17 protein-coding genes are annotated in these 20,396 nt (G+C 66.5%); 6 read left to right on the top strand and 11 right to left on the bottom strand.

Translation table 11 applies throughout. The annotated features are described in order from the left end of the window. Positions 1 to 925 precede the first annotated feature (925 nt). Positions 926 to 1,588 carry a hydrolase gene (locus tag ACLJOO_RS19880; RefSeq protein ID WP_410788662.1) on the bottom strand — a complete coding sequence of 221 codons (663 nt, stop codon included), beginning with the start codon at positions 1,586 to 1,588 and terminating at the stop codon, positions 926 to 928. Positions 1,589 to 1,784: 196 nt separating this feature from the next. Here ACLJOO_RS19880 and ACLJOO_RS19875 point away from each other — a divergent pair, with 196 nt between their 5' ends. Continuing rightward, positions 1,785 to 2,714, top strand: coding sequence for a LysR substrate-binding domain-containing protein (locus ACLJOO_RS19875; RefSeq protein ID WP_410788695.1), 930 nt, complete (start codon positions 1,785 to 1,787; stop codon positions 2,712 to 2,714). Positions 2,715 to 2,767: 53 nt separating this feature from the next. Here the strand turns inward: ACLJOO_RS19875 and ACLJOO_RS19870 are convergent, their stop codons facing one another. Next, positions 2,768 to 3,520: an SDR family NAD(P)-dependent oxidoreductase gene (locus ACLJOO_RS19870; protein WP_410788661.1), complete on the bottom strand. Its 753-nt coding sequence runs from the start codon at positions 3,518 to 3,520 to the stop codon at positions 2,768 to 2,770. A 121-nt stretch (positions 3,521 to 3,641) separates the two neighbouring features. Here ACLJOO_RS19870 and ACLJOO_RS19865 point away from each other — a divergent pair, with 121 nt between their 5' ends. From ACLJOO_RS19865 to ACLJOO_RS19850, 4 genes are all read left to right on the top strand, one after another. Next, positions 3,642 to 4,646: an AraC family transcriptional regulator gene (locus ACLJOO_RS19865; RefSeq protein WP_410788660.1), complete on the top strand. Its 1,005-nt coding sequence runs from the start codon at positions 3,642 to 3,644 to the stop codon at positions 4,644 to 4,646. Positions 4,647 to 4,833: 187 nt separating this feature from the next. Then, entirely contained in the window at positions 4,834 to 6,279 is a 1,446-nt protein-coding gene (locus tag ACLJOO_RS19860; protein ID WP_410788659.1) for an alpha/beta hydrolase, read from the top strand. Positions 6,280 to 6,344: 65 nt separating this feature from the next. Continuing rightward, on the top strand, positions 6,345 to 7,547 hold the full coding sequence (locus ACLJOO_RS19855) for a sensor histidine kinase (RefSeq protein WP_410788658.1): 1,203 nt from the start codon (positions 6,345 to 6,347) through the stop codon (positions 7,545 to 7,547). After that, complete coding sequence (locus ACLJOO_RS19850) at positions 7,544 to 8,200, top strand: response regulator (protein WP_410788657.1); 657 nt, start codon at positions 7,544 to 7,546, stop codon at positions 8,198 to 8,200. Before ACLJOO_RS19855 ends, ACLJOO_RS19850 begins: the two co-directional genes overlap by 4 nt. Positions 8,201 to 8,288: 88 nt before the next feature. Here ACLJOO_RS19850 and ACLJOO_RS19845 read toward each other — a convergent pair whose 3' ends face one another. From ACLJOO_RS19845 to ACLJOO_RS19805, 9 genes are all read right to left on the bottom strand, one after another. Then, complete coding sequence (locus ACLJOO_RS19845) at positions 8,289 to 9,128, bottom strand: alpha/beta fold hydrolase (RefSeq protein WP_410788656.1); 840 nt, start codon at positions 9,126 to 9,128, stop codon at positions 8,289 to 8,291. Positions 9,129 to 9,286: 158 nt separating this feature from the next. Further along, positions 9,287 to 9,943: an NAD(P)H-binding protein gene (locus tag ACLJOO_RS19840; protein ID WP_410788655.1), complete on the bottom strand. Its 657-nt coding sequence runs from the start codon at positions 9,941 to 9,943 to the stop codon at positions 9,287 to 9,289. Next, positions 9,944 to 10,330 carry a GNAT family N-acetyltransferase gene (locus ACLJOO_RS19835; RefSeq protein WP_410788654.1) on the bottom strand — a complete coding sequence of 129 codons (387 nt, stop codon included), beginning with the start codon at positions 10,328 to 10,330 and terminating at the stop codon, positions 9,944 to 9,946. A 57-nt stretch (positions 10,331 to 10,387) separates the two neighbouring features. Beyond that, the gene (locus ACLJOO_RS19830; RefSeq protein ID WP_410788653.1) at positions 10,388 to 10,942 is read right to left on the bottom strand and encodes a hypothetical protein; all 555 of its coding nucleotides are present in this window, start codon (positions 10,940 to 10,942) and stop codon (positions 10,388 to 10,390) included. A 280-nt stretch (positions 10,943 to 11,222) separates the two neighbouring features. Beyond that, a complete protein-coding gene (locus ACLJOO_RS19825) occupies positions 11,223 to 12,305 on the bottom strand; it encodes a LacI family DNA-binding transcriptional regulator (protein ID WP_410788652.1) in 1,083 nt (360 codons plus the stop codon). Between the two features lie 41 nt (positions 12,306 to 12,346). Further along, a complete protein-coding gene (locus tag ACLJOO_RS19820) occupies positions 12,347 to 13,354 on the bottom strand; it encodes a hydroxyacid dehydrogenase (protein WP_410788651.1) in 1,008 nt (335 codons plus the stop codon). 50 nt (positions 13,355 to 13,404) lie between these two features. Then, entirely contained in the window at positions 13,405 to 14,301 is an 897-nt protein-coding gene (locus ACLJOO_RS19815; protein ID WP_410788650.1) for a carbohydrate ABC transporter permease, read from the bottom strand. Next, on the bottom strand, positions 14,298 to 15,263 hold the full coding sequence (locus ACLJOO_RS19810) for a carbohydrate ABC transporter permease (protein ID WP_410788649.1): 966 nt from the start codon (positions 15,261 to 15,263) through the stop codon (positions 14,298 to 14,300). The genes ACLJOO_RS19815 and ACLJOO_RS19810 overlap by 4 nt, the downstream gene beginning before the upstream one ends. A gap of 28 nt (positions 15,264 to 15,291) precedes the next feature. After that, complete coding sequence (locus ACLJOO_RS19805) at positions 15,292 to 16,602, bottom strand: ABC transporter substrate-binding protein (RefSeq protein ID WP_410788648.1); 1,311 nt, start codon at positions 16,600 to 16,602, stop codon at positions 15,292 to 15,294. Between the two features lie 252 nt (positions 16,603 to 16,854). On the opposite strand from ACLJOO_RS19805, the gene ACLJOO_RS19800 reads away from it, so the two are divergent. Further along, positions 16,855 to 20,310 carry a putative Ig domain-containing protein gene (locus tag ACLJOO_RS19800; RefSeq protein WP_410788647.1) on the top strand — a complete coding sequence of 1,152 codons (3,456 nt, stop codon included), beginning with the start codon at positions 16,855 to 16,857 and terminating at the stop codon, positions 20,308 to 20,310. The last annotated feature ends 86 nt before the right edge of the window (positions 20,311 to 20,396 follow it).

Raw genomic sequence — 20,396 nt, 5'->3', positions numbered from 1 at the left:
TCGTCTTCCCGGTCGTACTCGGAGACGGCAACCGGCTGTTCGGCCCGACCACCGACAAGGTGCCCCTGCACCTCCTCCAGATGCGGGCCATCGGCAACGAACTGACCTTCCTCGACTACGAGGTCGTCCGCTGACCCAGCAAGGGCACCGCCGGCCAGGTGGTGCCCTTGCTGCTATTGGATGGTGAGCACTGCCTTGCCGTGGAAGGTACGGTTCCGGAACGCGTTTCTGGGGCTCCAGCCGGGCGACCTGTTGGCTGACATCGGGCCGCCCGATGTGCAACCGCTCCGCGGCCCGACCGAAAAGCAGGTCTTTGGCGACGAAGGACTCGAGTTGGCGAACTTCCACGGCGCACTCCCACTGGTGCGACGGGCGAGATCGTCTACTAGTTGCCGTCGTACCGGGTCCGTGATCGGGCGACGTACTCGCGGTGCTTCTCGGCCCAGATGATCAGGTCGCCGACCTGAACCGACAGGGTCTCGCCGACCGGCGTCAGGGCGTAGTCGACATGGGGTGTCTCTTCCTGTTTGGGGTGCCCGGTGGGCTACCGAGTGGTCTGTGTCCGCTCGGTACTGGACAAGCGAGTGCACGGTCGTGTGGGCCGGGGCCTGACCGGGGTCAGCCCGCCAGCTGTTGTGTGACGAGCCAGCGCCGTCGGCACTCAAAGCCAGGTCCGCTGCTTCCTGCAGTTCAGGGCGGAGCGTCTCGCTGGCTCCGTCACTTCTGAGATGGAACAGGACGTCGTCTAGGTGGTTGAGCTCTCGGCCTGCTCGCAGTCGAGACCGTGTTCTTGGGACAGGGGCAAGCACGCGGAGCGCGCGACCGGTTCTTCGCGGTAGGGGTGGCGGAACGCGCCCGAACAAGGAGGCGGGCCCGGCGCACGCCACCCGTGCCAGGCCCGCCTCCGGCTCAGCGGCCGCCAGCGCTATGCGGCGGCATCATCAGTGGTGGGCGTGGCCAGCAGTTGCAGCTCCCAGGCGAGCGCGATCCCGCTGGCGCCGCCGTGCTCCTGGAGAATCGGCCCCTGCGCGTTGGCCGTCGACTCGCGAGCCCAGTCGCGCTGCCATTCGCCCGAAATGACCATCCAGGTGACTGGTACCACGCCGGCCTGCTCCATGCGACGTACCGCCATGTCGTGCGCCTCGGCGGTGACCCCGCCGCTGGCGTCGGTGACGACGAAAACGTCGTACCCCTCACCCAGCGCCTGAATGGCGGGCATGGCAACGCAGATCTCCGTCCACAGCCCGGCAAGGATCAGCTTCTTGCGCCCTGTCTTCTCTACGACGTCGACCACACGACGGTCTTCCCAGGTGTTGATGGAGGTGCGGTTGATCGGCTTCTGGTCCGGGAACACGTCCTGGAGGGCCTTGATGAGATGGCCGCCACGTTCTTCGATGACCGTGGTCAGCACCGTGGGCACGTCGAACACCTTCGCGAGCTTGGCCAGGCCGACGACGTTGTTGACGATCATGGTGGGTTCGTGGCTGTTGAGATTGGCAACCTGGAAGGGCTGGTGATCGATGAGCACCAGGACGCTCTCCTCGGGGGTGAGTAGTGCGTCGAGTCCGACCTTTGCGGTACGCGTCACTATGATTCCTTCTGCGTAATGGGTTCTATGTGATGGGTTGAGCCCTGGGATGGTGAGGCTCGGAGCTGTTCGGGTGCGGCCATCCGGTACTCGGCGGGGCAGGTCGGGGCCTGTGCCCGTGGCGTGACACGACGCTAAGGCGGTCGTGCTGCGGGCGTCCAAGACTTGTCCCGACGCCGGACGATAGGATCCGTCTATCGACATCAGCCCCCGCCTCCTGCGCTACTTCATCGCCGTGGCCGAGGAACTCCACTTCGGTCGCGCAGCCATGCGTCTCTACATCTCGCAGCCGTCCCTGAGTCATCAGATCCGCAAGCTCGAGGAGGCGCTCGGGACCCCGCTCTTCGTGCGTTCGAGCCGTTGGGTGCAGCTCACCGCCGCAGGTCGGACGCTGCTCAAGGAAGCGCCGATCGCGTTGGCCGCACTGGAGCAAGCCCTGCAGCGCACTCGACTGGCCGGGTCAGGGACCGCGACGACGATCCGGTTGGGCTACACCCCGATCTCCAGCCTCGACACGCTCACGAAGCTCCTGGATGCCCTCCAGGAAGACCACCCCGACCTGACCGTCGACGCCCGAGAACTCTTCAGCGCCGAGATCCCCGAACGACTCTGCGCCGGCGACCTCGACATCGGTCTCGCCCTCGCACCGCAACCCCTCGACGGGGTAGCTGGCGAGATCCTGCGCCAGGAGACCGTGTCCGCGCTCCTGAGCGTTCGCCACCGCCTCGCTACCGCGCCGACGATCCCCTTGGCGACCCTGAGCGGCGAGACGCTGCTGCTGTTTCCTCGCCGCCTCGCCCCGGCGTACTACGACGGCATCGTCGCCGCGTGCCACGAAGCCGGCTTCGCGCCCGATATCCGCGCGTTCGAGGACCCTCCGGTGAACGCCATGCTCGCCCGGCTCTCCAGCGGACGCGAGGTCGGCCTGGCCCCCGCGTCGTTCGCCGAGCATGCCGCGAAGGCCAGCACCAGCGTCACCGTTCGCGACGTCGTCGATCCGCCGATCGCCGCGGAGCTCTCGGTGCTGTGGCCGACAAACGATCCTTCCCCCGCCATCGCAAGTGTTCTGGCCACCGCCCAACGATGCGCTGAACGCCATGGATGGCTACGCAGCCCCATCGCGTAGCAGCGCCTGGCCCAGTCGGCCGGTAGGCCGCTGAGCCACAGCCACCCTGGCGCTCAGATCTGGTTCGTACCGCCGTCGACGTAGATGTTCGCGCCGACGACGTAGCTGCTTTGTTCCGAGGCCAGGAAGGTCACGACCGCGGCGGCCTCCTCAGGCCGACCCATGCGGCCCTTGGCCACGGTCGCGGCGACATTCTCCTTGACGGCCCGGGCCGTCTCCTCGTCGCCGAAAGCGGCGGTGCCTCCGGGAGTCTCGATCCATGCCGGCGAGACCACATTGACCCGGATGCCACGGTCCTTGAGCTCGTTGGACCACGTCCGCGCGAAGGACCGGACTGCTGCCTTCGACGCCGCGTACGCGCCGAACGCCTCTACTCCACGGTCGCCGGCTGTCGAGCCGACCAAGACGATCGAGGATCCGTCGTTGAGCAGCGGCAACGCCTTCTGCACGGTGAACAGCGTGCCTCGGACGTTGACCGCGAAGGTCTGATCGAAGTGCTCCTCGGTGGTCTGCTCCAACGTCAGGAACGTGCCGATCGCCGCGTTCGCCACGAGCACGTCAAGCCCCTTGCCTCGGGCCCGGACCGCGTCGTAGAGCCGGTCCAGGTCGGCCCCGTTGGCGATGTCACCTGCCACTCCCGTGGCCCGGTCCGTTCCGATGGTCTTGACGGCGGCCTCCAACTCGGCCTCGCGCCGGCCGGTGACGAACACGTACGCGCCCTCGTCTGCCAGCCGTACGGCGGTGGCCAGGCCGATTCCGGTGCTTCCTCCGGTGACCACCGACGTCTTGCCTTCCAGCTGTCCCATCTGGGTGTCTCCATCACTTTCTCGCTGCCGATCCGTTCGACTTCGATACTGCGGGAGATGGGGGATACTATCCATAATGCAGAGTCCGGAATCCTTTACACATCGTCCAAGGGAGTGCTCGATGCTCGGCTTTCGGGATCCGGTGGCTGACGCGATCGGCCTGCTCCGGCCCCGCACGGTGATCGGGCCCAGCCTCCGGGCTGTGGGTGAGTGGGCGTTGCGCTTCGACACCTTCTTGCATGTGCGGATCGGCGGCCTCGTGCGTGGCACGTGCTGGTTGATCCTCGACGGGCACGAGCCGGTGCTCCTGCAGCAAGGTGACACCTTCATGCTGGGCAACCCGCCGCCGTACGTGCTCGCCAGCACGCTCGAGGCAAGCCCGCGCCCCGCGGCGCCGGTGTTGGCGGGCGCCGAAGACGGGTTCGTGCGGATCGGCCCGGCCTCCGAGGAGGACCTCTACCTCTGCGTCGGGCACATCGCGTTCGACGACAGCAACGCGGCCCTCCTGACCGATCTCCTGCCGCCGCTCGTGATCGTCCGCGAGGCTGATCCTCATGGCAGGCGGCTCGCGCAGCTGATCGATCTGCTGGCCACCGAGGTCGGGGTCGCCGCGGCCGGCGGTCCGCTGGTGCAGAACCACCTCGCGCAGATCCTGCTCGTGCACATGCTGCGCGCTCACGCCGCCCAGACGGACCGGCCCGCCGGCTGGCTGGGCGCCCTGAACGAGGACGGCATCGGTGCCGCCCTGCGCGCCGTGCACGCAGACGTGGCGCACCCCTGGAAGCTCAAAGAGCTCGCCGAGATCAGCCACATGTCGCGATCCACCTTCGCTCAGGCTTTCAGGAGCCATGTCGGGGTCCCACCCCTGGAGTACCTGATCCAATGGCGCATGAGCCTCGCCCGTGACGCCCTCACCCGCGACACGCTGTCGATCTCCGAGCTCGCACGGGCCACCGGCTACCAGTCCGAGAGCGCGTTCAGCACCGCGTTCCACCGTGTGGTCGGCTCGTCGCCCACACAGTTCCGGAACCGGGCACGGCAGTCGCGTCGATCGCCAGCTGGTACGACGGTTGTTCGCTCATCGGCCCAGCCTGGTGACGGCCCTCGTGACGACGCAGTGGCCTAGTACTTTCGGCCAGGGTGCGGACCAGTCGCGCGCTTGATGTGGGAGGACGGCCCTGATCGGCAGAGTGAAGGCCGTCAGAAACGTGTGCCGGCTGGAGGGAAGTCAGGATGCGAAAGGTCATGACATCGCCGTCGCTGTTGCCGCAGTGGCAACTGCAACGGTCTCGGGGGTTTCGCAAGCGAGGACGGTGACCGCTGCGGACACCGCGACGCCCAAGCAGGACGTCAAATGGGACAAGTGCGACAAGGACGTCGGCGACGGCCTGCCGTTGCCGGAGGGAATGCAGTGCGGGACGTTGAAGGTCCCGTTGGACTACCAGAAGCCCGAGGGCCGCATGATCGAGATCGCGGTCTCGCGGCTGCCCAGCAAGAATCCTGAGAAGCGCCGGGGCATCTTGCTGACCAACCCGGGAGGTCCGAGCCCGGGGCTCGGTTACCTGGCGTTTCTGGTGACGGTGAAGATGCCGCAGGCCGTGCTGGACAGCTACGACCTCGTCGGCTTCGACCCGCGGGGGATGGGCCGGAGTACGCCGGTGAAGTGTGACCTGACCGAGGAACAGCAGCTGTTCGGCAACATCCCGCCGTACGCGCGGAACGCGGCCGACGTCGCGAAGCGGGCCGAGCAGTCCCAGCAGATCGCCGAACAGTGCGCGGCCTCGGACACCGCTTGGATGCTGCCGTACGTCAGCGCCAAGAACACGGCGCGGGATATGGACAGCATCCGGACCGCGCTGGGCGAGGAGAAGACATCGTTCCTCGGTGCGTCCTGGGGCACCTACCTCGGTTCCGTCTACGCCACGATGTTCCCGAAGCGCACCGACCGTGTCGTCCTGGACAGCAACCTGGGTCCGGCCGGCTGGGACTACCACAGCCAGCGGCTGTGGTCGCAGGGTATGGACGACCGCTTCCCGGACTTCGCGAAGTACGTCGCCGCCAACCACCGTGAGTACGGGCTCGGCCGGACGGCGGCACAGGTGAAGGCAAAGTACTTACAGCTGGCCGCGCGCCTGGACAGGACACCGGTCAAGGGTCCGGACGTCGTGTGGGATGGGGCGCTGCTCCGGCTGATCACGTTCGGCTACTCGTACGGCGCGACGCAGCTGGCCACCCTCGCCGAGGTCTTCAAGGCACTCGAGGCGAACCAGCCGCCTCCGCCGCTGCCTGCGGGCGAGACCGCCAAGGCGACGGCGGCCAGTGTGGACAACCTCATCTCCGCCCGGTACTACATGATCTGCAACGACTCGCACTGGCCGGCGTCGCTGCAGTCGTACCAGCGGAACGTGGCGATCGACCGGATCCGGCACCCATTGTTCGGTGCGGCCGGAGCGAACATCAACCCGTGCGCCTACTGGCCGAAGCCGATCGAGGAGCCGGTGAAGGTCGGCAACAACGGCCCTTCCAACGTGCTGATGGTGCAGAACCTCCGCGACCCCGCGACACCGCTTGCCGGCGCCGAGCAGCTGCGGAAGGCACTCGGCGACCGGGCCCGGATGGTGACGGCCGACCAGGGCGGACACGGCGTCTACCTGCTGAACAAGAACCAGTGCGCGAACACGGCTGCGACATCGTTCCTGCTGACCGGCAAGCTGCCGGAGCGCGACTACCACTGTTCCGCGGACGCAACACCCCGCTGATCGGTTCGTGAGGCATGGGCCGCGATGATGGTTGCTCCGCACGACGAGGAAGGACGGCGTACCCGGTGATCCGAAGCACCAACCGGACCTTGGGCCGCATCCTGGTCGTCCTCGAGATTGTGGCTCTTGTGGGCTTCAACGGTGACGAAGCGGTACGCCGGTTGTTCCTGCACGACCAGGCCACTCCGGGCGCTATCGCGTTCTTCGGATTCGGGGCGGTGATCAGCACGCTTGCGCTGCTGCGGCGCCGGTACCCGGGAGCGATCGCGCAGCTCGCCGCGTCCGCGTTCGCGCTCTCGCTGATCTGCAGCGCGGCCGGCTTCTTCGCGAAGCCGGCCGCACCGTTCGGAGGTGACGGCGAGGCACTCGCGCTGGTACTGCTGATCGGAGCCGGTTGCCATCGGCTGCGGTCCCTGCCGGCGGTCGCGGTCGCGATCGTCGGCGGACTGGCGCTCGTCACGGCGCCGATGCTCCGTTACGGCAGGGATTCGACCACGCTCACCCTGGCGGTGTTCTGGACCATCCTGTGGGGCTGCAGCGTCGCCATCGGTTTGATGCTGCGGGACGCCGACGCGCGGCGCGAGGCCGCGCTCGCGGCGGCGCGGAACAGGGAGCGGCTCGCGCTCGCCCGGGAACTGCACGACCTGGTCGCTCACCACATCACGGGGGTGGTGGTCCGGACCCAGGCCGCCCAGGTGGTACTTGCCGAGAGCCCCGAACAGGAACTATTGCGCGAGATCGAGGGCGCCGGCGCCGAGGCGCTGGCCGCCGTACGACGTCTGGTGACGATGCTTCGGAGCCCTGAGCAGACGATGGCGCTCACCTCCGACGGGTTGGTGGAAGCCGTGGAGTCGACCGTTGCAGGCCACGCGAACGTGGACCTCCGGCTGGCGCCGGGCCTGGAGGACCTGACCGTCGCACCGGAGACGGTGTCGACCGTGCATCGCGTCGTTCTCGAGTCGTTGACGAACGTCCGCAAGCACGCGCCGGACGCGCGGACAGTCACGGTGACGGTGGAGCCCACAGTCGGGCAGGGGAAGGCCCTGCTCCGCGTCGAGGTCAGGAACGACGGGATCCGGCCGGGACGTGCGCGGCGCTCGAGCGGCGGTTACGGACTGATCGGCATGGGGGAGCGGATCGGTGCGCTCGACGGCACGCTCACGGCCGGTGAAGACGACCACCACGGCGAGCGCGGGTGGCGCGTCCTCGCTGAGCTCCCGCTGCCTGGAGGGGTAGGGGCGGGACCGGAGAAGGGAACGGCGCCATGACAGTGCGGACTGTGCGGGTCCTGCTCGCGGACGACCAGGCGCTGGTGCGGACCGGCTTCCGGCTCATCCTCGAGCGCGAGGCCGACATCGAGGTCGTCGGCGAGGCGGAGGACGGCAATCAGGCGGTCACGCTCGCTCGTGAGCTACGGCCGGACGTCACGCTGATGGACATCCGGATGCCGCAACTGGACGGCCTCAGGGCGACCCGATTGCTCGCGGGACCGGAGGTGGCCGAGCCATTACGCGTGCTGGTGGTCACGACCTTCGACCTCGACGAACTCGTGCACGAGGCGCTGCACGCCGGCGCGCGCGGTTTCCTGCTGAAGGACGCCGGCCCGCGGCTGCTCGTCGAAGCCGTGCACGCCGCCGCTAACGGCGATTCCCTGGTGTCGCCGTCGATCACCACCCGGCTCCTGCAGCACTTCAGTACGTCGAGCCGTAAGACGCGCCACGCCGCTCCGCCGTTGACCGAACGCGAGCTCGACGTGACGAGGGCGGTCGCGCGCGGCCGGACGAACGCCGAGATCACCGACGAACTGGTGATCTCGCTCTCGACGGTGAAGTCACACCTGGCCTCGATCCAGCGCAAGATCCAGGCCCGGAACCGGACCGAGATCGCTGTCTGGGCGTGGGAATCGGGCATCGTGCGCTGAGCGGCGACCGTACCGCGATCCCCGATGCGAGGTCTTCGTTGTGGAAGCTCGCCGGCTTCACGGTGTGACCTCTCCTTGTCGAATGCATCTACGAGAGGAATGCGCTCAGCGCGGTGTTGACCTCGTCCGCGTGGGTCCAGAGGAGGCCGTGTGGGGCGCCCTCGATCTCGACGTACTGTGCCTCGGGGAACGCGGCGTGGAAGCGGCGTCCGGTGGCCTCGATGGGAAGGACGTTGTCGTTGGTGCCGTGCAGGATCAGCGTCGGCTTGCCGCTGGCGCGCACTGCCTCGATGTCACCGCGGAAGTCTTCGATCCACGACGGGACGACGGCGTACGCAGCCACCGGGGCGCTGCTGATCGCGACATTCCAGCTGCCGGTGACGGCTGCCTGACTGATGCGGGAGCCAAGGTTCTCGTCCAGGTTGTAGAAGTCGGCGAAGAACTGCGTGAACCATGCGTACCGGTCGCCTTTCGCTGCTGCCGCGATACCGTCGAAGACCTTCTGCGGCACGCCTTCGGGATTGTCGTCCCGGGCGACGAGGAACGGTTCCAGCGACGCGAGGAACGCAAGTTTCGCCACCCGCTCGTGGCCGTACCGTGCCACGTAACGGGCGAGTTCCCCAGTGCCCATCGAGAAGCCGACCAACGCGACATCACGGAGGTCCAGGGTCTCCAGGATCGTGTTCAAATCTGCGGCGAACGTGTCGTAGTCATAACCGGAGGCGACCTTCGACGACTGGCCGAATCCACGACGGTCATAGGTGATGACCCGATATCCCGCAGCAAGCAGCTCGCGCGTCTGACGCTCCCAGCTGTGCCCGTTCAGCGGATACCCGTGGATCAGGATGACCGGCTGACCCGACCCTTGGTCCTCGTAGTACAACTCGATCGGAGTGCTGTTCTCTTCACCGACGGCGATGTAGCCCATGATCTCTTCCTTTCGTGCGACCAGCCCATTGCCGGTTGCTTGCTGCAAGTCGACGTTCTGTGGTTGGAACAGGACGGATCGAGGGTTGCGTCTGCTGCTCGGTGGCTAGGAAACAACCCTCGCCCTGCCCTTGCTAGAAACGTTGCACCGTGTGCGTTTCACACGCTCCGGACGTTGGCTGCGACGGCCTCGTCGATCGGAGTCGTACCGCGATTCAGCTCGAGGATCTGGTGCGAGATCCGGGGCTCGCAGAGCAGCTGGGCCAACGTGTCGGCGACATCCTCTCGGGTGATGTCGTCGTGCATTTCCGCAGGACTCAGCGAGATCGTCCCAACTCCTGGGTCGTCCGACAGGAGTGAGGGTCTCAGGATCAGCCAGTCGAGCCCGCTGCGCGTGACCGCCATGTCCGCAGCCTTCTTGACGCTGAAGTAGTGCTCGACCTCGTCGCCGAGGTCGCGCTCACGCCACGATTCAGGAAATACCGACACCAGCGCGAATCGTCTGACATCTGCCTGTTCGGCCGCCTTCAAGGCGGTCGCGACCCCGCTGCCGTCGATCGTGTCGGTGATGTCACGCGCTCCGCCGTTGGAGCCTGCGGTGTACACGATGACATCAGAGCCTTCGAAGGCCTGGGCCAGTTCGTCGACCGACATCTGGCCCAGGTCGCCGACTGAGGCCTCGACACCCTTCGAGCGAAGATCGGCCTGCTGGTTCGCTCGACGCACGAGCCCACCGACCACGACGCCGCGGTCGCGCAGTTTGCCGGCGAGGAGGCCACCGATGGCGCCGCTGATCCCGACGATGAACACTCGCATTCACATCACCTCTGCTACTGATCTTTTGACCAGTGCGATGTCGGCGGGCGTCGGCCGGCGGAACATCCCACCATTGGCGACGAATTCATCGCCGTGTTCCCTCAGGTGGCGAGCGAACAGCGGGCACACAGGCACGACGGTGAGGTTCTTGCGAATGCTATCTGCAAGCGCCTCGCGCACGAGCAGCCCAGCCAGACCCCGTCCACCGAACTCCTGGTCTATCTCGGTGTGGAAGAAGATCCGGTCGCCGTCGGGAGAATCGACGAAGTCTGCCCTGCCGACGGGTGACTCATTGGCGAGGTTCACCGTGTAGGAGCTGATCGGGTGAGTGACATCGAGTCTGACCGTCACGGATTCACCGTTGTTGTCGATCAAGCCATCAGCCACCTGGCTGTCCTTTCGTGAGCCGCTGTCGCGGCTTGGGCCAACGGTCATTTGCGAGAGTCAGAGCTGTTCTGGTGGTGCCATCCGGTAGACGAATTGGCCAAGCCCGGACTGGGCGATGGCGAAGAGCATTCCGGCCAGACCTTCCTGAGCGGCGGCCATACTCAGGTCGCCCACACACACCGCCTCGTATCCGGCATCGAAACTCAATTGGCTGACGATGCCTTTGGCTTCGTCGTCACCGGACCACAGGTTGCTCGGCCGTACGCGGGCTTCGGCGATCTGGCCGAAGAGAGAAGCAAAGTTGGTGCTGAACGCTTTCGCCGTCGGTCCGCCGGTCACGGACTTGACGTACTCGGCGTTGGACGTGAAGCCGGCCGGAGGTCGGGCGCCGCCGTAGAGGTTCGTGGCGTCGAGCACCGTCTTGCCCTCGAGTCCCTTGACGGATGACAGTGCCGCCTCCACGGCGGTTCCCGGGACGGCAAGCAGCACTGCGTCCGCGGCGTCGGCGGCGCCGCCTCCACGTCCCAGCCGTGTCACCTGGTGGCCGGCACCTTCCCACAGGTCGGCCAGCCCGCCGCCGATGTTGCCTCGTCCGATCACGGTGATGTTCATGGTGCTCTCCTTGCCAAGGCTGTTTGCGATGCCGGCCGGGCTCGCCGACCAGACCGGATCTGACCAGGCTCGGCCAGACTCGGCGGGGCAGGTCGGGGCTGTGCCCGTGGCGTGACACGACGCTAAGGCGGTCGTGCTGCGGGCGTCCAAGACTTGTCCCGGCGCCGGACGATAGAATGTGTCTATCGATATCGGCCCCCGCCCCTTCGCGCGCTGACGACTTCTCGTTGCCGGGCGCAGAATGACGATGTCGTCCAAGGCAACGATCCGCTTCAGTCGGTTACTTCCCGGAACGCGTCCTGGTTGGCTTGGGAGGTGGGCCGGCGGAGTTGCGGATGACCACGTGGGTGCCGACCACGGTGTGCTGGTTCATGGCATGCCGGTCGCGGTTGAGGGCGTAGCGTACGGCGGTCCGGCCGAGGTCCTCGTGGTCCACGTGGACCGTGGTGAGCTCCGGTGTGAGGTCTCGGGCCAGTGGGATGTCGTCGTATCCGACGACTGAGACGTCCTCGGGCACTCGGAGGCCGGATTCTCGCAGTGCGACCAGCACACCGCTGGCCACGACGTCGGTCGCGGCGAAGATTGCGGTGAATTTCTGGCCGCGGGCCAGCAGGTCGCGGGTGGCCTGGTAGCCGGACTCGCGGTCGAAGGTGATCGCGCGGGCCGGTTGCGGCGTCACTGGGAGGTGGTGTGCGTCGTGGGCGCGCTCGAACCCGCGGAGACGTCCGTCGATGGTCATATGACCCGGTTCACCGGCACCCAGGAAGGCGATGTCGCGGTGACCGAGGGAGATGAGGTAGCTCGTAATGGCGTAGGCGCCGCCTTCGTTGTCGTACTCGACGACTGTCGCGGGCACGTCGGGGTCCAGCGGTGGGCGGCCGCAGAGCACCAGGCGGGAGCCGGACTTGTCCAGCGCCCGGGCGACCTGAGTCATCCGCTCGACGTAGCTTCGGTTGTTGCTGCCGCCGCCGACGAGAACCACTGCCTCGGCCTGCTGCTCGCGCATGAGCTCGATGAGTTCCAGCTCACGTTCGGGATCGCCGTGGGTGGTGCAGACCAGGCACAGCCGGCCCTCGGCGGTGGCCTGCTGCTCGACGCCTTGACCGACGTACGCGAAGGCAGGGCCGACCAGGTCGTGGACGATGAAGGCCACGGTCTTGGTGCCGCCGCCGCCCAGGGCCCGCGCCTGGGCGTTGATGACGTAGTCCAGTTCGCGGACGGCCTTCATCACCCGCGCGCGGGTTGCGGTCGAGACGGGGTAGTTGCCGGCGAGCACCCGGGACACCGTGGTGGCGGACACCCCCGACGAAGCGGCGACGTCCTTGACGGTCGGACGGTCGCCCGATGTCGGTTGGCGTGCCACCGTGGCCCCCTTCTGAGATGCTGGAATGGGTCAACGATAGGTCAGGCGACCCGGTCGAGGTCGGTGGCCACGATGGCGTGTGTGAACGGGCGGCCGTCGAGGATGCGTTCGAGTTCGTCGATGATGCAATCGCCCATCCGTGCCAGTTCGTTGCCGTGTGAGCCGGCGATGTGCGGCGTCAGGAAGACGTTGGGCAGCTCCCAGAGTGCGGAGGCGGGGGACAGCGGCTCAGGATCCGTCACGTCGAGTACGGCGTACAGCCGTCCGGTCTCGAGGTGGTGGATCAGCGCTTCGGTGTCGACGAGGCTGCCGCGCGCGGTATTGATCAGGGTCGTTCCGTCCCGCATCAGCGCGAGTTGTTCAGCCCCGACGAGCCGGTGGGTCTGTGCGTTCGCCGGGGCGTGCACGCTGACGATGTCGCAGTTCCGCAGCAACGTGTCCAGATCGACCAGGCGTACGCCGAGTTCGGCAGCGCTGGCGGCGTCGACGTAGGGGTCGAACAAGCACACCTCGAGGTCGAAGGGGCGGAGCAGTTCGATGACGCGCCGGCCGATCCGCGAGGCGCCGATCACTCCGATCGTTCGGCCGTAGTTTCCGACTCCTGTCTGCACTTCGGCCAGGGTGAAGTTTCTGCTCGCGTGGTACTGGTCGCGGAGACGGAAGACGTCCTTGCCGGCGAACAGGATCGCAGCAAGGGTGTACTCGGCGACAGGTACGGCGTTCGCCGCGGCGGCCGAGGTGATCGCCAGACCGCGTTCCCAGCACGCCGGAGACAGGAGTGCCTTGACCGAGCCGGCGGTGTGCAGGATCGCCCGCAGCCGGGGCGCCACGTCGAGGACCGCCGCGGTGATCGGTGGGCAACCCCATCCGGTGATCAGGAACTCGGTCGAGGCCAGGGCGGCCCGGATGTCATCGGTGTCGAACCGCTCGGCTACGACGGTCTGATCGATTCGCACGAGTTGCTGCAGGCGGTGCATCGACCGTGGTGGATACAGAGCCTGCAGATGGTGAGCACCGAGGGCGAAAAGTGCCGCGGGGCGGTCTGCCACGGGCTCCTCCGTTCATGGTTGGTAGCGCCAACTTCGTCTGGTTGGCGGTGCTATTTGAGGCTGCCCAGCGTGATGCCGGAGCGCCAGTACCGTTGCATGGCCAGCATCAGGGCGACGATCGGGACGAGTGAGACGATCGCTCCGGCGATAACGAGTCCGGTCAGGTCGACGGACTGGTCGACCTTGATGTTCAGCCAGGAGTACAGGCCGAGCATGATGGTCCATTTCTGTTCGCCGCGCAGGAAGACCAGTGGGCCGAAGAACGAGTTCCAGGAGCCGACGAACCCGAGCAGGAAGATGGTCGCCGAGCCGGTCGTCATCAGCCGCGCCCCGATGGCGAAGAAGGCGCGATACTCCCCGGCGCCGTCCACGCGGGCCGCCTCCAGCAGTTCCGGTGGGACAGCGCCTTCGGCGTACACCTTGGCCAGGTAGACGGAGAATGCGCTGAAGAAGTGCGGCACGATGATCGCCCAGGGTGTGTCGACGATGTGCAGCCGGGTGTAGAGCAGGAAGGACGGGATGGTCAGCAGCGCGCCCGGGATCAGGAACGAGGCGATGATGCAACCCATGAGAACGCCGCGGCCGCGGAACTGGTACATGGCCAGTGCGTATCCGCAGGCGACGCAGAGGACGGTCATGCCGACCGTGCCGGCGACGCCGTACAGGAGCGTGTTCGCCATCCAGCGCAGGAAGATGCTGTCGTGGTAGGTGAAGAGGTCCCGGAAGTTGTCGAAGAGGTGGAAGTCTGCGAACCACAGGCCGTTGGTGGTGTAGAGGTCACGCTGGTTCTTCGTCGCGGAGACGACGAGGAACCACACCGGCGCGACCGAGTAGACGAGGAAGAGGACGAGGCCGGTCCAGATCAGGATCCTCGACGTCGTGGACGGATGGTGACCGGCCGGCAGGTCGTCGTCGTACCGGCGCCTGAGGGCAGCAGTTGTTGTCATGTGGGGGCCTTGTTCGTCAGTTTGTAGAAGGTCGCCGAGACCAGGCCGACCACCAGCGCGAGGACGATGGACAGGGCCGCGGCGTAGTTGAAGTCGCCGACCGCGAAGGCCTGGTTGTAGATGGTCATGATCGGAGTGAAGTCCTTCGTGACGGTCTCCGGCGTCATCGAGCGGAACAGCAACGGTTCACTGAAGATCTGCAGGGTGCCGATGATGCCGAGAACGCTGACCAGGACCAGGGAGCGCCGCACGTACGGCACTTTGATCGACCAGGCGATGCGCCATTCGGACGCGCCGTCGACCCGTGCGCTGTCGAAGATGTCGCGCGGCACCGCTTGCAGAGCGCCGTACACGATCAGCATGTTGAAACCGATGCTGCCCCACGCGACGAGGTTGCCGACCGAGACCCAGATCATCCCGCTGCTGTAGAAGTTCGCGTCGATCCCGAACAGTTCGAAGAACGGCGTGAGCGGGCCGACGGCGGGGCTGTAGAGGTAGATCCAGATGAGGGTGGCGACGATCCCGGGGCACATGTAGGGCACGAGCATCGCGATCCGGAGCTTTCCGGCTACCCGTCGGCGGACCGAGTCGAGCAGCAGCGCCAACCCGAGGCTGGTGAGCTGGATCAGTGGGATGACCACGATCGCGAACACCGCCACCCGCCAGAGGCTGCCCCAGAACTTCGCGTCGTGCAGGGCTCGGTCGAAGTTCCCGAAACCGCTGAACATCACCGTCTTCTGGCCGAAACCGAGGCCGGAACTCTTCGCGGTGTAGAGGCTCTTGCTCAGCGCCATCAGCACCGGGACCACCGTGAAGACCACGAATCCGGCGAAGAACGGCACCGTGAACGACGCTCCCTTGAGAGCGACGGTACGTCGCCAACGCCCACTGGAGGCGCGGACGTCCCCGGCCTGCCCGGCGCGTGGTGTTGTCAGCGGTTTCGGCTTCAGATCCAGCGACATCCGCACTCCTCCAACTCGGTCGTCGGTCTCAGTTCGTGACGCTGATGCCCTTGGCCTTCAGATCGTCGACGGTGAACTTCTGCATGTTCTCGAGGAGTTGGCGGAAGGTGATCTTCTTGGTGACCGCCTGCGCCCACTGGTCCTGCAGTTCCTTGAAGACACCGGTGTAGTTCGGGCCGACCAGCCAGTTGTCCACGCCTGACTGCGAAGCCTTGATGATGACCGTCTTGGCCTCCGAGCGGTGGCTGCCGAACAGCTTCCGCGGGACGGCGGCGTCGATCCACGGCGACGGGTCGGGCATCGCGCCCGGCCAGGCGTACGATCCGGTGGCCTTGTCGAAGGTGGCGTCGACGCCTTCCTTGGTCGTGTTCATCCAGATGCCCACCTCAGTTGCCTCCTTGGGGTGCTGGCATCCCTTCGGAACGAGCAGCGCGTTGCCGTGGGCGGGAGTCGCGAACTTCGTGGCGCCGGGGAACTGCGGCAGGTCGACCGGCTCCCAGTCGCCGATGGTCTTCTTGAAATGGAGCTCGTAGTTGGTCAGCTGCCAGGTGGACGTCGGCAACGAGACCATCTTGCCCTCGTCGAAGTACGCGATCAGGGCGGGCCGGTCCTGGTACGTCTGGTTGGCGACCAGGCCGTTGTCCACCAGTTGCTGGAGAATGTTGGCGGCGGCAACGGACTCGGGCGACAGGAAGTCGACCTTCCAGGAATCGTTCTGCACCGAGTACCAGGTCCCGCCGGCTTGGGTGATCAAGTTGACCAGCGTGCTCGGGTCCTCACCGGCCAGGTTCATCACCTGGACGCCGTGCGGTTTGAGCGCCTTGCCGGCGGCGATCACGTCGTCCCACGTCTTCGGCACCGGTACGCCGTACTTGTCGTAGGCCGCGCGGTTGATCATCATGAACGTCGGCCCGGTGCCGGTCGGGATGCCGTAGTACTTGTCCTGGATCTGGGCGCCCTTGAGTGAAGTGGCCTTGAACTTCGTCTCCGCGGGCTTCACGTAGTCGGTCACGTCGGTGAGGAGGCCCTCCGACAGCAGGGCGGGCACGTCACCGAAGTTCTGCGCCAGGCAGGGGATCGCGCTGCCGGCCGCGACGGCGTTGCGCAGACCCGTCGCGGTGGTGGGCAGGTCCGCCTGCTTGACGAAATTGATCTTGATGTCGGTGTGGGTGGCGTTGAACTTGTCAACCACCGGTTTGGCGTCCGTCCAGGCCCAGTACTCGATCTCGACCGGGCCGGACGAGGTGTTCTTGCCGGCGTCGTTGCTGCAGGCGGCCGTGGTGGCGGCCAGGCACAGGGCGAGGCCGGTCAGCACAGCGCGACGGCTGGTTCTGGGCATGCGCGTATCTCCACGGTGAGCTAGGGGATCTGCGGGTGATGGCGGCCGCCATAGTTAACGATTTCTATGGAAGGTAGAAGAAGGAGCCCATAGCGTCAAGGCCTCGCGGTCTTGCCGTACAGCTAGATGCTGAATAGCGTAGAAATCGGTAACTACGAGTTCAGCGGCTTGACTGTCGCGTTCGCGGCAGCGCTCCTGCCCGTCACCGAACTCCTCCTTCGAATCCCTCCGCCCATGGAAGAGGTGCTCTCTGTGAACCCGACTCCAGCCGCCACAGGCGGCCAGGTCCGACGCCTGTTCGCGTTCGCCGCCGCGCTCGTGCTCGTCACCGGACTGCTCTTCGCGGTAGCCCGGCCGGCCGCCGCGCAGGATCTCGGCACGTGTGCCGTGACGTTCCGGTCCACCGTCAGTGCGCAGGGGTTCGTCCACCCCGGCGTCGGCCTGACCCAGCCGATCCTGGAGAACGCCCGCCGGCAGATCGCCGCGGGCGCCGAGCCCTGGACCTCGTCGTTCCGCGCTATGCAGCAGTCGTCAGCGGCCGGGATTGCCGTGACCTCGTCGAACCGGAGCAGCGCCGACCCGACCAAGCCCGCCTCGGATGCGTTCAACAGTCAGGGCTTCAACGGCCGCTTCATCGCCGACGGACTGAAGTCCTATACGCAGGCGGTGCTCTACGTACTGACCGGTGAGGAGGTGTACCGCAAGAACGCGCTCGACATCATCCGCATCTGGGAGCAGATGGATCCCGCGAAGTACGAGTACTTCACCGACTCGCACATCCACACCGGCATCCCACTCAACCGGATGGTGTCCGCCGCCGAGTTGCTGCGCTACAGCTCGTGCGCAGACGGGGCGTACCCCTGGACCGACGCGGACACGGAGGCTTTCACTCGCAACCTCGTCGTACCGGTTGTCGAGACCTTCCAGAACGACAACAACCACTTCATGAACCAGCACAGCTACCCGCTCATGGGCGCGATGGCCGGCGCGATCTTCATGGACGACACCGCGCTCTACAAGCGGTCGGTCGAGTGGTTCACCGTCAACGCCACCGCCAAGGATCAGGGCTTCAACGGCTCGATCGCGCGGCTGTTCCGATGGGTCGACCACGACGACAAGACCGGCAAGCCGATCAAGGACCCGCACGTCCAGCACGCCGAGATGGGACGCGACCAGGCCCACGGCGGCGGCGACCTCACCAACGCCGCGATCATTTCCCGCATGCTGCTGGCGGAAGGGACGAAGGTCGACCCCGTCGCAGGCACCATCTCCGACGCCCCGAACGCAGTCGGCCCCTACGAGTTCCTGAACGACCGGATCATCGCCGCCGCCGACTACTTCTGGCGATTCATGCTCGGCTACGACACCCCGTGGACTCCGATGGCCTATGCGATCTCGCCTGACGGCACGATCCGCGACACCTACAACCACATCTCGAACGGCTACCGCGGGCGCTACAACACCGCGAGCTTCTGGGACATCTATTACTACTACGCATTCTCCCGCGGCGAGGACGTCACGAAGCTCGCGCCGTACTTCGCCGAGGCCTACGCCAAGCGCAACGGCCCGCTGTTCTACTACGGCGGCAGCCGCAACAACGCATGGGACAACGTGGACGGCGGCGGCGACTCCTGGCTCTTCGCGCCGGCTGCCGCGGCCGGGCAAACCGCCCTGCCGCTGCCGGACAGCCCTACGATCCTCGAGGTCGAGAACAAGTACACCCGTCTCTCCGGCGACGTCGAGCGCAGAACCGACGGCAGCACCGGATACATGCGGATGTCGACTGCGGGCCACGGCTCTGAGATCGCCTACCTCAGCGGCTCGACCAGCAAGCAGCTGCTCGCCTTCCAGGTCCGCACCGACGGCGAGGTGCGGCTGCGGATCGACCGGCACGACGATCGCACGGTCCTTGTGCCGGACACCGGCGGCCAGTGGCGTTACGTGATGTATCCCCGCTCGATCGGGGACATGCTGTTCGTCCAGGCGACCGGCGACGGGGCGACGATCGACATCGATCACATCGACACGAACGCGGCGGCCGGACTGACTCCACCGACCTTCGACGACACGTCGACCGCGCGCATCGTGAACTGGAAGGGCGCGACCGCGACGGCCGACCTCTCCGCGCACTACACCGGCACCGGCACTCTTGCCTACACGGCGGAGGGGCTACCCCCGGGGGCAACCCTCGACACCTCCACCGGGAAGCTGACCTGGACGGCCGCCGCAGGCGGCTCCACCACCATCGCCGTGGCGGTCTCCGACGGCACCACGGTGGCGAGCCACCACGTCGTGCTCGCCGCTGCCCACAACCGCACCGACGCGCTCACGCTCGCCGAGCAGGGCCACGACGCGGGCGCCGTTTACGTCTCCGACACCAAGGCCGCATTCGACCAGGCGCGCGCTACTGCCCAGGCCTTGGGCAACAAAGGCACGAACGACGAGTACCTTGCCGCGTTGGCCCGCCTCGTGAGGGCGGTCGACGGCCTCGCGCTCGTCTCCCCGCGCACGGCCGTGGACGGCAGCCTCGACTATCCCTCGCTCGTAGTGAGTTCCACGGCGGGGGCCAACATCGGCAACCTCGTCGACGGCGACAACCAATCGGGGACCTCGTACGGCCAGGCTGTCAACCTCTCCCACACCTTCGACTTCGGGCCGGACTTCCGGGTCTCGGCGACCCGCTTCGGATTCCAGAGCAACATCTTCGCCGACCGGCTCGCGAACTCCGCCGTCTTCGGATCGAACGACGGCAAGAACTGGACCAGGCTGACCCCGGGTGTCACGCAGTTCACCCAGGATTTCAACACGCTCGACGTCGACCCAGCTCTGCGCGACGAACAGTTCCGTTACCTCAAGGTGCAGTTGCTCAAGCCTCTGCCGGACGTGCTGTACGGCATCGTTCGCAACCTGTTCGAGATGACCGAGTTCCACATCTACGGCGAACGGCACGAGATCGGCAACCTGGTGAAGGCGACCTCGATCACGTCCGCACAGGCCATCGCCGGCAAGATCATGACCGGCGACACCGTCGACGTCTCAGTCACCGCCAAGCAACCGATCCAGCAGGTCACCGTCACCGTCCAAGGCGTGACGGCGAAGGCGAACTCGGTGGACGGCGTCAGCTGGACCGCAGCGGTCAAACTCGACAACGCGCCACCCGGCGACATCCAGGTCGCGGTCGACTACCTCGACGCCGCGGGCAAGGCCGGTCCGATCGCGTACGGAACCACCGACGGATCGAAGCTCTACATCGCGGGCGACCCCGCGCATTTCATCGACGTGGCCAAGTTCGCCACCGTCACCGCCTCCGACAAACAGTGGCCGGGCACCGGACTGGGCGCCGACGAGGTCGGCTACCTGCTCTTCGACCGCGACGCCGACACGTACGGCGACCTGAACAGTGGACCAGGCGCGTACTACGTCCTCGACTTCGGCGCACACACGACCGTGCAGCCCGAGGAGGTGCTGTTCCTTCCGCGAGCCAGCCACCCGCAGCGGGCCAATGGCACTGTCCTGCAGGGGTCGAACGACGGCCAGACCTGGACCGACCTCACCAAACCGCTCACCGGAGCTGTAGCAAACACCTGGGGCGACCAGCCCACCTCGGGCGGAGACCACTACCGGTACCTGCGGATCTACAACGCCACCAGCTGGTACGGCGACCTCTCCGAGGTCGAGCTGTACGGCGACATCAAGTACGACGCGTAATTCGACTCGAAGGCCCGCACGGCCGACGAGAAGACCAGGCCGAGGGCCTAGCGCTACGAAAGGCGCTCGCTCGAATTGAGCGGGAC

It is taken from the genome of Kribbella sp. C-35 (assembly GCF_046549195.1).
Lineage (GTDB): Bacteria > Actinomycetota > Actinomycetes > Propionibacteriales > Kribbellaceae > Kribbella.
The sequence above is the reverse complement of the archived record's forward strand: the minus strand, read 5'-3'. Positions and strand labels throughout refer to the sequence as shown.

What these genes read in the sequence shown, in the direction of transcription:
- ACLJOO_RS19840 (WP_410788655.1), bottom strand. Translation starts at nt 9,943, where the DNA reads ATGCGAGTGTTCATCGTCGGGATCAGCGGCGCCATCGGTGGCCTCCTC.
- ACLJOO_RS19845 (WP_410788656.1), bottom strand. Translation starts at nt 9,128, where the DNA reads ATGGGCTACATCGCCGTCGGTGAAGAGAACAGCACTCCGATCGAGTTG.
- ACLJOO_RS19805 (WP_410788648.1), bottom strand. Translation starts at nt 16,602, where the DNA reads ATGCCCAGAACCAGCCGTCGCGCTGTGCTGACCGGCCTCGCCCTGTGC.
- ACLJOO_RS19815 (WP_410788650.1), bottom strand. Translation starts at nt 14,301, where the DNA reads ATGACAACAACTGCTGCCCTCAGGCGCCGGTACGACGACGACCTGCCG.
- ACLJOO_RS19865 (WP_410788660.1), top strand. Translation starts at nt 3,642, where the DNA reads ATGCTCGGCTTTCGGGATCCGGTGGCTGACGCGATCGGCCTGCTCCGG.
- ACLJOO_RS19810 (WP_410788649.1), bottom strand. Translation starts at nt 15,263, where the DNA reads ATGTCGCTGGATCTGAAGCCGAAACCGCTGACAACACCACGCGCCGGG.
- ACLJOO_RS19870 (WP_410788661.1), bottom strand. Translation starts at nt 3,520, where the DNA reads ATGGGACAGCTGGAAGGCAAGACGTCGGTGGTCACCGGAGGAAGCACC.
- ACLJOO_RS19850 (WP_410788657.1), top strand. Translation starts at nt 7,544, where the DNA reads ATGACAGTGCGGACTGTGCGGGTCCTGCTCGCGGACGACCAGGCGCTG.
- ACLJOO_RS19830 (WP_410788653.1), bottom strand. Translation starts at nt 10,942, where the DNA reads ATGAACATCACCGTGATCGGACGAGGCAACATCGGCGGCGGGCTGGCC.